10 protein-coding genes are annotated in these 13,901 nt (G+C 72.0%); 9 read left to right on the top strand and 1 reads right to left on the bottom strand.

Annotated features, from left to right (window positions below):
* Positions 1-85 precede the first annotated feature (85 nt).
* On the bottom strand, positions 86-1,897 hold the full coding sequence (locus ACXNSR_RS09610; protein ID WP_458643246.1) for a glycoside hydrolase family 15 protein: 1,812 nt from the start codon (positions 1,895-1,897) through the stop codon (positions 86-88).
* A gap of 464 nt (positions 1,898-2,361) precedes the next feature.
* Between ACXNSR_RS09610 and ACXNSR_RS09605 the strand changes: the two genes are divergently transcribed.
* From ACXNSR_RS09605 to ACXNSR_RS09565, 9 genes are all read left to right on the top strand, one after another.
* A complete protein-coding gene (locus ACXNSR_RS09605; RefSeq protein WP_458641682.1) occupies positions 2,362-4,014 on the top strand; it encodes a CTP synthase in 1,653 nt (550 codons plus the stop codon).
* Positions 4,015-4,097: 83 nt separating this feature from the next.
* Positions 4,098-4,733, top strand: a complete 636-nt coding sequence (locus tag ACXNSR_RS09600; RefSeq protein ID WP_458643245.1) for an NUDIX domain-containing protein — start codon at positions 4,098-4,100, stop codon at positions 4,731-4,733.
* Between the two features lie 174 nt (positions 4,734-4,907).
* On the top strand, positions 4,908-6,896 hold the full coding sequence (locus tag ACXNSR_RS09595) for a tetratricopeptide repeat protein (RefSeq protein ID WP_458641681.1): 1,989 nt from the start codon (positions 4,908-4,910) through the stop codon (positions 6,894-6,896).
* Positions 6,897-7,048: 152 nt separating this feature from the next.
* Positions 7,049-8,164, top strand: a complete 1,116-nt coding sequence (gene ald / locus ACXNSR_RS09590) for an alanine dehydrogenase (protein WP_030720084.1) — start codon at positions 7,049-7,051, stop codon at positions 8,162-8,164.
* A gap of 368 nt (positions 8,165-8,532) precedes the next feature.
* The gene (locus ACXNSR_RS09585) at positions 8,533-9,651 is read left to right on the top strand and encodes a ParA family protein (RefSeq protein WP_458641680.1); all 1,119 of its coding nucleotides are present in this window, start codon (positions 8,533-8,535) and stop codon (positions 9,649-9,651) included.
* Positions 9,636-10,157 (top strand): hypothetical protein, encoded by a 522-nt coding sequence (locus tag ACXNSR_RS09580; RefSeq protein WP_458641679.1) that lies wholly within the window; start codon positions 9,636-9,638, stop codon positions 10,155-10,157. Before ACXNSR_RS09585 ends, ACXNSR_RS09580 begins: the two co-directional genes overlap by 16 nt.
* A gap of 409 nt (positions 10,158-10,566) precedes the next feature.
* Positions 10,567-11,808 (top strand): segregation and condensation protein A, encoded by a 1,242-nt coding sequence (locus ACXNSR_RS09575; protein ID WP_458641678.1) that lies wholly within the window; start codon positions 10,567-10,569, stop codon positions 11,806-11,808.
* Positions 11,809-11,867: 59 nt separating this feature from the next.
* Entirely contained in the window at positions 11,868-12,440 is a 573-nt protein-coding gene (gene scpB, locus ACXNSR_RS09570) for an SMC-Scp complex subunit ScpB (protein ID WP_458643244.1), read from the top strand.
* Positions 12,440-13,753 carry a pseudouridine synthase gene (locus ACXNSR_RS09565; protein WP_458641677.1) on the top strand — a complete coding sequence of 438 codons (1,314 nt, stop codon included), beginning with the start codon at positions 12,440-12,442 and terminating at the stop codon, positions 13,751-13,753. The genes scpB and ACXNSR_RS09565 overlap by 1 nt, the downstream gene beginning before the upstream one ends.
* Positions 13,754-13,901: the final 148 nt, after the last annotated feature.

Raw genomic sequence — 13,901 nt, 5'->3', positions numbered from 1 at the left:
GAGGGCATAGGACCCTTCCAGCGTAGGCGCGGACGATCACGGGGGCGCGGCGAGAATCTCCGCGCCCCCGGCGGGTCGACCGGTATCAGCCGCCGTACGCCCCGCTGGCCGTCAGCCGCAGGGCCGTGTCGATCAGCGGAACGTGGCTGAAGGCCTGCGGGAAGTTCCCGACCTGCCGCTGGAGCCGGGGGTCCCACTCCTCCGCGAGCAGGCCCAGGTCGTTGCGGAGCGACAGCAGCCGCTCGAACAGCCGCCGCGCCTCGTCGACCCGGCCGATCATCGCCAGGTCGTCGGCCATCCAGAACGAGCAGGCCAGGAAGGCCCCCTCGTCGCCCTCCAGGCCGTCCACGCCGGCCTCCTCGCCCGCCGTCGGGTAGCGCAGGATGAAGCCGTCGGGCGTGGACAGCTCGCGCTGGATCGCCTCGATGGTGCCGATGACCCGCTTGTCGTCCGGCGGCAGGAAGCCCATCTGCGGGATCAGCAGCAGGGACGCGTCCAGCTCCTTCGACCCGTACGACTGGGTGAAGGTGTTGCGCTCCTTGTCGTAGCCCTTCTCGCACACGTCCTGGTGGATCTCGTCGCGCAGCTCGCGCCAGCGCTCCAGCGGGCCGTCCGCGTCGCCGCTCTCGATCAGCTTGATCGTGCGGTCCACGGCGACCCAGGCCATCACCTTCGAGTGCACGAAGTGGCGGCGCGGGCCGCGCACCTCCCAGATGCCCTCGTCCGGCTGGTCCCAGTGGGTCTCCAGGTAGCGGATCAGTTTGAGCTGGAGCAGCGAGGCGTAGTCGCTGCGGGCGAGTCCGGTCATGTGACCCAGGTGCAGGGCCTCGGTGACCTCGCCGTACACGTCGAGCTGCAGCTGGCCCGCGGCGCCGTTGCCGACGCGGACCGGGCGGGAGTTCTCGTAGCCGGGCAGCCAGTCCAGCTCGGTCTCGCCGAGTTCCCGCTCACCCGCGATCCCGTACATGATCTGCAGGTTCTCCGGGTCGCCGGCGACCGCGCGCAGCAGCCACTCGCGCCAGGCGCGGGCCTCTTCGCGGTATCCGGTGCGCAGCAGCGAGGAGAGGGTGATGGCCGCGTCCCGCAGCCAGGTGTAGCGGTAGTCCCAGTTCCGGACTCCGCCGATCTCCTCGGGGAGCGAGGTGGTGGGCGCGGCGACGATCCCGCCCGTGGGGCCGTAGGTGAGGGCCTTGAGGGTGATCAGCGAGCGGATCACGGCCTCCCGGTAGGGCCCGTGGTAGGTGCACTGGTCGACCCACTCGCGCCAGAAGTCGGTGGTCGACTCCAGAGCCGCCTCGGCGTCCGGGGTCTCGGGCGCGTCGCGGTGCGAGGCCTGCCAGCTGATGCTGAAGGCCTTCCGGTCGCCGGGGCCGACGGTGAAGTCGGAGTACGTCGTCAGGTCCTCGCCGTAGGTCTGCGCGTCGGCGTCCAGCCAGACGGAGTCGGGGCCGGCCACGGCCACGGTGCGCCCGTCGACCCGGTGCACCCAGGGCACGACCCGCCCGTAGCTGAAACGCATGCGCAGCGCCGAGCGCATCGGCACGCGCCCGCTGATGCCCTCCACGATGCGGATCAGCTGGGGGGCGTGATCCTCTCGGGGTGGCATGAAGTCGATCACGCGGACCCTGCCGCGCGGGGTGTCCCACTCCGACTCCAGTACCAGCGAGTCACCGCGGTAGCGGCGGCGGGTCGCGCGGGGGGCCTCGGTGCCCGCCGGGAACGACGGGCCGATCCGCCAGAACCCGTGTTCCTCGGTGCCGAGAATGCTCGCGAACACGGCATGCGAGTCGAAGCGTGGCAGGCACAGCCAGTCCACGGCTCCGTCCCTGCAGACCAGTGCTGCGGTCTGCATGTCCCCGATCAGTGCGTAATCCTCGATGCGCCCGGACACGTGCATCTCCAGTCGAACGGCCACGTCCGCCCCGAAGGGCGCTTGCATTGCGCGGTTGCGCGGTCTCCTGTGTGCAGGGATCTCCGCGTGAGCCCATGATTCCGTATATCGGCTCGGTTAGGCCGTCCGACGGACTGCCCGGCGGTGATGTGTTCAATATCCGAGCAGGATAAGACGGCACCCTAGTGATCTCCGTGATCCTGTGGAGAATGCGGTTGGGCCGAACGGGTGAGCAGCGGCGATACCGCCCCGGCGCACGCACGCACCCCCGTGCCGGGCGTGCGCGCCGCGTGCCCGGAGGCGGACCGCTCCGGGCGCTGATAGGCTGGTACCCCGTGGACCGGTGGTCTGCCTGTGCGAATCAGGAGCCCCGAAACCGCAGCTTCGGCGCCCCCTGAGACCCTTCCGGATCGACGGTGGCCGGCGCCGGACGCACCTCACCTCGCGACCACGGGAGCCCCCTCTTGGCGATGCCGCCCAAATCCATGACGACCAAGCACATCTTCGTCACCGGGGGTGTCGCTTCCTCCCTCGGCAAGGGCCTGACGGCCTCCAGCCTGGGTGCGCTGCTGAAGGCGCGCGGTCTGCGGGTCACGATGCAGAAGCTCGACCCGTACCTGAACGTCGACCCCGGCACGATGAACCCGTTCCAGCACGGCGAGGTGTTCGTCACCAACGACGGCGCCGAGACCGACCTGGACATCGGCCACTACGAGCGTTTCCTCGACGTCGACCTCGACGGCTCGGCCAACGTCACCACCGGCCAGGTCTACAACACGGTCATCGCCAAGGAGCGCCGCGGCGAGTACCTCGGTGACACCGTGCAGGTCATCCCGCACATCACCAACGAGATCAAGCACCGCATCCGCCGCATGGCGACCGACGACGTCGACGTCGTCATCACCGAGGTCGGCGGCACCGTCGGCGACATCGAGTCCCTGCCGTTCCTGGAGACCGTCCGTCAGGTCCGCCACGAGGTCGGCCGCGACAACGTCTTCGTCGTGCACATCTCGCTGCTCCCCTACATCGGCCCCTCCGGCGAGCTCAAGACCAAGCCGACCCAGCACTCCGTCGCCGCCCTGCGCAACATCGGCATCCAGCCCGACGCCATCGTGCTGCGCGCCGACCGCGACGTCCCCACCAGCATCAAGCGCAAGATCTCGCTGATGTGCGACGTGGACGAGGCGGCCGTGGTCGCGGCCATCGACGCCAAGTCGATCTACGACATCCCCAAGGTCCTGCACACCGAGGGCCTGGACGCCTACGTCGTGCGCAAGCTCGACCTGCCCTTCCGCGACGTCGACTGGACCGTCTGGGAGGACCTCCTCGACCGGGTCCACAACCCCGACCACGAGGTCAAGGTCGCGCTCGTCGGCAAGTACATCGACCTGCCCGACGCCTACCTGTCGGTGACCGAGGCGCTGCGCGCCGGCGGCTTCGCCAACAAGGCCCGCGTCCAGATCAAGTGGGTCACCTCCGACGACTGCAAGACCCCGGCCGGCGCCGCCGCGGTGCTCGGCGACGTGGACGCGATCTGCGTGCCCGGCGGCTTCGGCGACCGCGGCGTCAACGGCAAGGTCGGCGCGATCACCTACGCCCGCGAGAACAGGATCCCGCTGCTCGGCCTGTGCCTGGGCCTGCAGTGCGTGGTCATCGAGGCCGCGCGCAGCCTCGCGGGCATCGAGGACGCCAACTCCACCGAGTTCGACGCCTCCACCCCGCACCCGGTCATCTCGACCATGGAGGAGCAGCTGGCCTTCGTCGAGGGCGCGGGCGACCTGGGCGGCACCATGCGCCTGGGCATGTACCCGGCCAAGCTCGCCGAGGGCTCCATCGTGCGCGAGGTCTACGGCGACCAGGCGTACGTGGACGAGCGCCACCGCCACCGCTACGAGGTCAACAACGCCTACCGCGGCGAGCTGGAGAAGAAGGCGGGCCTCGTCTTCTCCGGCACCTCCCCGGACAACAAGCTCGTCGAGTACGTCGAGTACCCGCGCGAGGTGCACCCCTACCTGGTGGCCACCCAGGCCCACCCGGAGCTGCGCTCGCGCCCCACGCGCCCGCACCCGCTCTTCGCCGGCCTGGTGAAGGCGGCCGTGGAGCGGCAGCAGTCCGCGAAGTGAGAGCCTGACCGCATAACGTAGGCAGCCGGGGCACGGATCGTGCCCCGGCTGTCGCGTTCTCGGGGAAGGTATCGGCCATGGCCATGGGCAACGACATCGTGGACACACCGGAGTCGTGGGAGGTCGTCGCCTCACGGACGCCGTTCGAGGGCGCGAAGACGTCCGTCCGCTCGGACCAGGTCCGGATGCCCGACGACTCGGTGGTGCGCCGCGACTACCAGGTGCACCCCGGCTCGGTGTGCGTCCTCGCCCTCGACGAGGAGCAGCGGGTCCTGGTCCTGCGGCAGTTCCGCCACCCGGTGCGGCACCGGCTGTGGGAGCTCCCGGCCGGACTGCTGGACGTCCCCGGCGAGAACCCGCTGCACGCGGCCCAGCGGGAGCTGTACGAGGAGGCGCACGCCAAGGCGGGCGAGTGGCGGGTGCTGGCCGACTTCTTCACCTCGCCCGGCGGGTCCGACGAGGCCGTCCGGATCTTCCTCGCGCGCGACCTGGCGGAGGCCGAGGGGGAGCGGTACGAGGTCTCCGAGGAGGAGGCGGACATGGAGATCGCCCGGGTCCCGCTCGCGGACCTGGTCGGCGGGGTCCTGGCCGGCGAACTGCACAACCCGGGGCTGGTGACCGGGGTACTGGCCCTCGCCGCGGCGCTGGCCTCCGAGGGCGGTGTCGAGGCCCTGCGCCCGGCCCTCGCCCCCTGGCCGGCCCGCCCCTACGGGGCTTGAGGGGGGCGTCCTCGGGGTGCCCGGCACGTCCCGGCCACACGCCCACGCGAGCGACGCGTGAAAAATAGGTCCATCTGCTGATCCGATCGGGGGATTTGTCCGCCACGCTCCACCCGGGTCGTCGCTCTGCGTGAACTACGCTCGCAATCCGGTGGCAGGGAGAGGAGCGGATCCGTGGCGGATTTCGTCGGGCGGCGGCGTGAGCTCAAGGAGCTGCGCGAGGACATCGCGCGGACCGGGCTCGACACCCTCTCCGGCCGCAAGGCCAAGGCGCCCCGCGCCCGGGTGCTGCTCGTCGCCGGACGACCGGGGTCCGGGCGCACGGCCCTCGCCGAGGCCTTCGTGCAGGAGGTCGCCGAGGACTACCCCGACGGAGTGCTCCACGCCCGGCTCACCTCCCCCGGAGGGGAGACCGTGGCCACCGAGCGGGCCGTCCGGAGCCTGCTGGAGGGGCTGGGGCTGCCCACCCCGCCCGGGGCCGGTGAGGACGAACTGAGCTCCGCCCTGCGCACCGCGCTCAAGGGCCGCCGGGTGATCATCCTCGTCGACGACGCCGCCGATCCGCAGCAGGTGGACGCACTGCTGCCGGACACCCCCGAGTGCCTCGTCGTGGTCACCGCGGAGGGGCCGCTCACCGGGATCCCCGACGTCCGGCCCTGCACGCTCGGCGGACTCGACACCCCCTCCGCCGTGGAACTGCTCGTCCAGCGCATCGGCGACACCCGGGTCACCGCCGACCCCCGGGCCGCCGAGGCCCTCGCCGAGGAGTGCGGGGGCCAGCCCGCCGCGCTCGTCCTCGTCGGCGGGTGGCTCGCCGCCCATCCCAAGGCCGCCGTCGCCGACGTGGCCAAGCAGCTCCACGACATGCCCGCCACCACCGGCGGTCCGCTCGCCCGCGGCTTCCGGCTGGTCTACGAGTCCCTGCCGCAGCCCGCCCAGCGGACCCTGCGGCTGCTGCCGCTCGCCCCGGCCGGCATCGTCGACTCGCACACCGCCTCCGCCCTCGCCGGCTGCTCGGTGGCCGCCGCCCAGTCCACCCTGGACGACTTCGCAGGGCTGGGCCTGATCCGCCCCGCCCGCGACGGCCTCTTCCTGCTGCCCGGCTGCCTCGCGCCGATGCTCCAGGCCCTGCTGGAGGCCAAGGAGCGCCCCGCCGAGGTCCAGCTGGCCCGGGCCCGGATGCTGGAGCGGACCGTACGGCTGCTGCACTCCTGCCGCGCCATGGCAGAGGCCGAGGAGCCCGGGGTGGACGCCGCGGTCGACGACGGCCTGCGCGAACTGCTGGACGGCCTGCCGCGCGCCCTGCGCTTCCCCGACCGGCGGGCCGCCGCCACCTGGCTGGACACCCGGCTGCCCGCGCTCACCGCGGCCGCCTCCCTGGCCGTGGCCGACGGGGAGCTGGACACCCTGGCCCGCCGGCTGGTCGCGGCCCTCGTGCGGGCGCTCGCGGACCACCGGGGCACGGCCGGGGCCGCCCCCGAGCTGTACGGGCTGCACCGCCTGGTCCTGGACGTGGCCGAGCGCCGGGACCTGCACCGGGAGCAGGCCGCCGCGCTGCTGAACCTGGCCGACCTGGACGCCTCGACCGGCCGGACCCAGGAGGCCCTGGAGCGCTACCGGGCCGCACTGGACGCCGGACGGGCGGCCGGCGATCCGTACGCGACGGGCCGCGCGATGGAATCCGTAGGAGGCGCCTACCAGGAGCTGGCGGACTGGCACCGGGCCTCCGACTGGTTCGGCCGGGCACTGTCCCAGGCCCTCGCGCGGGGCGAGCGCGCGGACGAGGCACGGCTGTACGGACGGCTGGGCAACGTCCACACCTACGCGGGGCGGTACGGGGACGCGCTGCGCAGCTGGCGGGCGGCCGCCGCGGGCTACCGGAAGCTGGCCGATGTTCCCGGTCAGGCAAAGGCGTTGAGCGAGATGGCGCGGGTCCAGGAGTACGCGGGCCGGCCCGAGGAATCGCTGCACACCTGCCGTGAGGCGGTGGAGCTCGCCCGCCGGGCGGGTGACCAGCGACTTCAGGCCGCACTGCAGGTCCGGCTGGCCGACACGCTGGACAGACTGGGGGACCCCGCGGCTGCCAGGCTGCACCGCTCCGCAGCCGACAGATTGCTGGGAGATGACCCCGCAGCCTGCGAAATCCGTAGTGCTTCCGACTGAGATTATTGGTTTGCAAGGCTAGACAGCGACTCATCCTTCATTAGACTGGGTTCACCGCGGCTTCCCGTGGTGCATCCCGTTGCGCGTTCTTGTGGGCGGGTATGTATGGAAGTGCCCCGTAATATCCCCTGAGCCAAGGACCGTGATCGACGATGAAGGTCGGCATCCCCCGCGAGGTCAAGAACAACGAGTTCCGGGTCGCCATCACGCCCGCCGGCGTGCATGAGCTGGTCCGCAACGGCCACCAGGTCTTCATCGAGCAGAACGCCGGTGTGGGCTCCTCGATCACGGACGCCGAGTACGTCTCGGCCGGCGCCGAGATCCTCGGTACCGCCGACGAGGTCTGGGCCACCGCCGACCTGCTGCTCAAGGTCAAGGAGCCCATCGCGGAGGAGTACCACCGCCTCCGCAAGGACCAGACGCTCTTCACCTACCTGCACCTGGCGGCCTCCCGCGAGTGCACGGACGCCCTCCTGGAGTCCGGCACCACCGCCATCGCCTACGAGACGGTCGAGCTCGCCAACCGCGCGCTTCCGCTGCTCGCCCCGATGTCCGAGGTCGCGGGCCGCCTGGCCCCGCAGGTCGGCGCCTACCACCTGATGCGCTCGGCCGGCGGCCGCGGCGTCCTCCCGGGCGGTGTCCCCGGCACCCACGCCGGCGAGTGCGTCGTCATCGGCGGCGGCGTCTCCGGCTGGAACGCCGCGCAGATCGCCATCGGCATGGGCTTCCACGTGACCCTGCTCGACCGCGACATCAACAAGCTCCGTGAGGCCGACAAGATCTTCGGTACGAAGATCAAGACGATCGTCTCCAACGCCTTCGAGCTGGAGAAGGCCGTCGTCGAGGCCGACCTCGTCATCGGCGCCGTCCTGATCCCGGGTGCGAAGGCCCCGAAGCTGGTCACCAACGAGCTCGTCGCCAAGATGAAGCCCGGAAGTGTCCTTGTCGACATTGCGATCGACCAGGGCGGCTGCTTCGAGGACTCCCGTCCGACCACTCACGCCGAGCCGACCTTCCAGGTCCACAACTCGGTCTTCTACTGCGTCGCCAACATGCCGGGCGCGGTGCCGAACACCTCCACCTACGCGCTGACCAACGCCACGCTGCCCTACATCGTGCAGCTCGCGAACCTCGGCTGGGTCGAGGCGCTGCGTCGTGACCCCGCGCTCGCGCTGGGCCTCAACACCCATGACGGCCAGGTCGTTTACGGTCCCGTCGCCGAGGCCCACGGTCTCGAGACCCTCGAGCTGAGCACGCTGCTCGGCTGACACGTCAACGATTGACGTCAATCTCACGTATCCGGCCGGACCTTGCCCGCAAGGTCCGGCCGGACGCGTTTGCGGCGCGCCCGCAGACCCCGCTCAACTCGCCTCGAACGTAACCCTTTAACCCTTTCGCGCACCCGCGAAACTTCGCGGCGACAGCTCGTGCGCCCTTGACAGAGTGGTGTTCGGTTGCCGACACATCGTGCCGGGTCCGGTGGATTGTGTTGCCGCTGGGCGGTGACACGCCATAGAGTCGCCAACCGTCGGCATGGTGCCACGCTGACCTATCGATAAGTGTCCTGGTCACGTCCGAGGAGGTAAGACGACTTGTGAATGAGTCGACATTTGCTCCTGGGGGTGGTCGAGCAGGGATGCCTGAGCGGGGCGAAGGCCCTACCGGGCTCGAAGCTGTCGGCTCCGTCGCAGTACGCACCTTCGCAAACCACCAGCACATGACGACGCCCCAAAAGAGCATGGACGGCCTAGACGTGAACTCCAGGGCCGGCGACCTGAGCGGCGAAAAGCCCGTGGGTTTCGCCGACTACGACAATGTGCCCGAGGGGCACTTCTACGACCCCGACGCGGAGTACGAACCGGACCCCGAGTACGCGGCCACACTCGCCCCCGACGCTGCCCGCCAGCGCCGTGAGCGGATCGGCCCGACCGGACGCCCGCTCCCGTACTTCCCGATCCCGGGTCCGCTGACCGACCACGGTCCGGCGAAGATCATCGCGATGTGCAACCAGAAGGGCGGCGTGGGCAAGACCACGTCGACCATCAACCTGGGTGCCGCGCTCGCCGAGTACGGGCGCCGCGTGCTGCTCGTCGACTTCGACCCGCAGGGCGCGCTGTCCGTGGGTCTCGGCGTGAACCCGATGGAACTCGACCTGACGGTCTACAACCTGCTCATGGAGCGGGGCATGTCGGCCGACGAGGTGCTGCTCAAGACGGCGGTCCCCAACATGGACCTGCTGCCGAGCAACATCGACCTGTCCGCTGCCGAGGTGCAGCTGGTCAGTGAGGTCGCGCGCGAGTCCACCCTGCAGCGGGCCCTGAAGCCCCTGATGGCCGACTACGACTACATCGTGATCGACTGTCAGCCCTCGCTCGGTCTGCTGACCGTGAACGCCCTGACGGCGGCTCACAAGGTCATCGTCCCGCTGGAGTGCGAGTTCTTCGCGCTGCGCGGCGTGGCGCTGCTGACCGAGACCATCGAGAAGGTGCAGGAGCGGCTCAACCCCGAGCTGGAGCTCGACGGCATCCTCGCCACGATGTACGACTCCCGTACGGTGCACAGCCGCGAGGTGCTGGCGCGCGTCGTCGAGGCCTTCGACGACCACGTCTACCACACGGTCATCGGCCGCACGGTGCGCTTCCCGGAGACCACGGTCGCCGGTGAGCCGATCACGACGTACGCGTCCAACTCCGTCGGCGCCGCCGCCTATCGCCAGCTGGCCAGGGAGGTGCTCGCCCGGTGTCACGCCGAGTGAGTCTGCCCGGAGCCGACGAACTGTTCCGTACGACCGGGGGGATGGCGCTCCAGTCGTCCTCGCCGCGGCGCGGGGCCGAGGAGGCGCCCGCCGCCGAACACACGGCCACCTCGGCCGAGGGCGCGGCGGGCGAGGGCCGCGGCCGGGAGGCCGCGGACACCGGCGGGCCCGTCGTGGGGCAGCCCAGGCGGCCGCAGGAAGGTTCTGCCGGACCGGCCGGCGGCCCGGGGTCCGCCCCGGTCGGCACGGGCCGCCGGGGCAAGGGGCAGGGCAGGGGCGCGAACCGGCGCCCCAGCGGCCGTGAGCGCCACGACGAGAAGATCACGGTCTACGTCTCCGCCGAGGAGCTCATGGACCTGGAACACGCGCGGCTGGTGCTGCGCGGGGAGCACGGCCTGGCGGTGGACCGGGGCCGCATCGTCCGCGAGGCGGTCGCGGTCGTCCTCGCCGATCTGGAATCCCGCGGCGACGCGAGCATCCTCGTACGGCGCCTGCGCGGCCGCTGACCGCCCTGCGGACCCGCCCGCCCGGTGCCCCGGCCCCGCCCGGGCCGCGCACGCGCCCTGGCTCGGCCTGCGGCCCGCCTTCCCGCCGCCCGGGGCCGCGTCCGGGCCGCGTCCGGTCCGCCTGCGCGCCGCTCGGCCCGCGGCGCGAGCTCCCGGAGCCGGGCTCCGGCGGGCGTCCGCCCGGCGACCGGGCCTCCGACGATCTGCGGCCCGCCCCCTCCGGAGCTCCGCCCCGTCGCGGGGAGCCGTCCGCATGGGGCCCGGACGGGCGTGGGAGCGCCGGTCCTGCGGTGCGGCGCCGTGCCGGGCGGTGATCCGCCGGGGAGCGCGGGGGAGCCCGTAGGCTGCTGGTGGCCGCGGCCACGGCGCCCGGCCCTCCACGCCGCCCCCATGCACCTCCTGGACCGCGATGCCCTTCCCCGCCGATTCCGGCCGACCGACCCGGCGCGCCCTGGGGCGCGGCCCCGGCGCCCCCGACCCGGGCCGGCAGCCGGAGGCGTACGACGCGGGAGCGGACCGCGAAGGTCCTGGAGCCCCCGAAAGCCCGGAGGCGCCCGAGGCTCCCGGAACCATCGACGCCCACGGGCCCCACCAGACCTCCGAAGCCCCTGAGCCGCCCGCTGCGCGCCCCGCGCCGGCGGCGGGCGGTACCGGGCCGGAACGTTCCCCCGGGCCCGCAGACGGGCAGCAGGAGCATCCTGAGCCCGGTCCGGCCCCGGACGCCGAAGCCCGGGAAGCCGAGGTTCCGGACGCCGAGGGCTCGGCCGATGCTCCGCACCCGCACGCCCCGCGGGCCCGCGAGGCGGCGGCCGGTGATCCGGGCCAGGGCACCGACACCGCGAGCCGCGCCGGAGGCGACGGGCGGTTCACCCTGCGGCTCGCCAACTTCGAAGGCCCCTTCGACCTGCTGCTCCAGCTGATCTCCCGGCACAAGCTCGACGTCACCGAGGTCGCGCTGTCCAAGGTCACCGACGAGTTCATGGCGCACATCCGCGCCATGGGGCCCGACTGGGACCTCGACCAGACCACCGAGTTCCTCGTCGTCGCCGCCACCCTCCTCGATCTGAAGGCCGCCCGGCTGCTGCCGGTCGCCGAGGTCGAGGACGAGGCGGACCTGGCCCTGCTGGAGGCCCGGGACCTGCTCTTCGCGCGCCTGCTCCAGTACCGCGCGTACAAGCAGATCGCCGAGATCTTCGAGCGGCGCGCGGAGGCCGAGGGCAGGCGGTACCCGCGGACGGTCGGGCTGGAGCCGCACCACGCGGACCTGCTGCCCGAGGTCGTCATCAGCATCGGGCCGGAGGGGTTCGCCCGGCTGGCCGTGAAGGCCATGCAGCCCAGGGCCAAGCCCCAGGTGTACGTCGACCACATCCACGCCCCTCTGGTCAGCGTGCGCGAGCAGGCCGGACTGGTGGTGCGGATGCTGAAGGCGCGCGGGGAGGCCACCTTCCAGGAGCTCACCGAGGACGCCGGGGACACCCTCACCGTCGTCGCGCGTTTCCTGGCCCTGCTGGAGCTCTACCGGGAGAAGGCGGTCGTCCTCGACCAGGAGGAGGCGCTGCAGACCCTCACCGTGCGCTGGAGCGGCGGGGACGGTGACGGCATGCCGACCGTGACCGACGAGTTCGACCGGATCGTGGAGGCGAAGGATTGAACGGCGACGTGAGCGCGGTGGCAGCGCTGGAACTGAAGCCGGCTCTGGAGGCCGTGCTCATGGTCGTGGACGAGCCGGCCACCGAGGCGCACCTGGCCAAGGTGCTGGAGCGCACCCCGCGCGAGGTCGGGCAGGCGCTGCGGGAGCTCGCCGACGAGTACACGGCCGCGCGCCGGGGCTTCGAGCTGCGGCTGGTCGCCGGCGGCTGGCGGTTCTACACCCGGGCCGCGTACGCGCCGGCCGTCGAGGGCTTCGTACTGGACGGCCAGCAGGCCCGGCTCACCCAGGCGGCCCTGGAGACCCTCGCGGTCGTCGCGTACCGGCAGCCGGTGAGCCGGTCGCGGGTCTCCGCGGTCCGCGGAGTCAACTGCGACGGGGTCATGCGGACCCTCCTGCAGCGGGGTCTGGTGGAGGAGGCGGGGACGGAACCCGAAACAGGTGCGATCCTGTACAGGACGACGAACTACTTTCTGGAGCGGATGGGCCTGCGAGGCCTGGACGAGCTCCCGGAGCTCGCGCCCTTCCTCCCTGAGGCGGACGCGATCGAAGCCGAGACGCAAGAAGGTGTGCCGTCGTTCGATCCGGATGCACCGGATACCGATGAAGACGACGACAAGACGACGGAACTTTGATGCGAAGCAGCGGCAACGGCAACGGTGGCGGCAACAGGAACAGCGGCGGCGGAGGCGGCGGGCGCGGTAACTCCCGCGGCGGCTCCTCCAGCGGCGGCGGTGGCTACCGCGGGGGCGGCTCCGGCGGCTCCCGCGGCGGCAGCTCCGGCGGCGGTTCCCGGGGCGGCAGCTCCGGCGGCTCCCGCGGCGGCTACCAGGGCGGCGGCTCCCGCGGCGGCTACCAGGGCGGTGGCGGCTACCAGGGCGGCTCCGACTCGCGCGACCGCGACCAGCCGGCCCCCCGCATCCGCAACCCGCGTCCCGAGGAGCGCCGCTACGACGTGGGCCCCGAGGGCGAGCGCAGCGGACGCAGCGGCCCCAAGGCGGGCGGCGGCGGTGCCCGCGGCGCCGCGGCGCGCGGTGGCGCCAAGGGCGGTCCCCGGACCTCCAGGACCCCCGGCATCGGCGGCGCCGGCGGCCCGCGCAGCGGCCCCGGCAGCCGCAGCGGCCAGTCCCGCCCGCGCGAGCTGGACGCGCGCATCGAGGAGCGCGTGCGCGACCGGTACGCCGACAAGCCCGTGATCAAGACCCCGAAGACCTTCCCGGGCGCCGAGCAGGAGGGCGAGCGCCTGCAGAAGGTGCTCGCCCGCGCCGGCATGGGCTCGCGCCGCGCCTGCGAGGAGCTCATCGAGCAGGCCCGCGTCGAGGTCAACGGCGAGATCGTCACCGAGCAGGGCAAGCGCGTCCAGCCGAAGGACGAGATCAAGGTGGACGGCCTGACCGTCGCCACCCAGTCGTACCTGTTCTTCGCGCTGAACAAGCCGGCCGGTGTCGTCTCCACCATGGAGGACCCGGACGGCCGCCAGTGCCTCGGCGACTACGTCACCAACCGCGAGACCCGTCTCTTCCACGTCGGCCGGCTCGACACCGAGACCGAGGGCATCATCCTGCTCACCAACCACGGCGAGCTGGCCCACCGCCTCACGCACCCGAAGTACGGCGTGCAGAAGACCTACGTCGCCGCGATCACCGGCAACCTGCCGCGCGACATCGGCAAGCGGCTCAAGGACGGCATCGAGCTCGAGGACGGCTGGGCGCGCGCCGACCACTTCCGCGTCGTCGACCAGGTCGGCAAGAACTACATGGTCGAGGTGACCCTCCACGAGGGCCGCAAGCACATCGTCCGCCGCATGCTCTCGGAGGCGGGCTTCCCCGTCGACAAGCTCGTCCGGACCTCCTTCGGCCCGATCGAGCTGGGCGACCAGAAGTCCGGCTGGCTGCGCCGCCTGACCAACACCGAGGTCGGCATGCTGATGCGCGAGGTCGGCCTCTAGTACCCGTGAGCAGACCGGTCGCCGCGCAGGCGGCCGGACCGGTCCCCGGAAACCCGCTGTGCCCCAGGGCGCCGCGGGTTTTCTGCTTGTCGGGGACCCCTCCCATTGTTTATAGTCAATCTGACCATTAAAGAGTGGGAGGGGTCGG

It is taken from the genome of Streptomyces sp. NC-S4, from assembly GCF_054353315.1.
Note: the sequence above shows the minus strand (reverse complement) of the source record. Positions and strands in the feature narration are given on the sequence as shown.

Bases quoted from the DNA above. Each gene is read 5' to 3' on its own strand.
- ACXNSR_RS09610 (WP_458643246.1), bottom strand. From the start codon at position 1,897: ATGCACGTGTCCGGGCGCATCGAGGATTACGCACTGATCGGGGACATG.
- ACXNSR_RS09605 (WP_458641682.1), top strand. From the start codon at position 2,362: ATGCCGCCCAAATCCATGACGACCAAGCACATCTTCGTCACCGGGGGT.
- ACXNSR_RS09600 (WP_458643245.1), top strand. From the start codon at position 4,098: ATGGGCAACGACATCGTGGACACACCGGAGTCGTGGGAGGTCGTCGCC.
- ald (WP_030720084.1), top strand. From the start codon at position 7,049: ATGAAGGTCGGCATCCCCCGCGAGGTCAAGAACAACGAGTTCCGGGTC.
- ACXNSR_RS09585 (WP_458641680.1), top strand. From the start codon at position 8,533: ATGCCTGAGCGGGGCGAAGGCCCTACCGGGCTCGAAGCTGTCGGCTCC.
- ACXNSR_RS09575 (WP_458641678.1), top strand. From the start codon at position 10,567: ATGCCCTTCCCCGCCGATTCCGGCCGACCGACCCGGCGCGCCCTGGGG.
- scpB (WP_458643244.1), top strand. From the start codon at position 11,868: ATGGTCGTGGACGAGCCGGCCACCGAGGCGCACCTGGCCAAGGTGCTG.
- ACXNSR_RS09565 (WP_458641677.1), top strand. From the start codon at position 12,440: ATGCGAAGCAGCGGCAACGGCAACGGTGGCGGCAACAGGAACAGCGGC.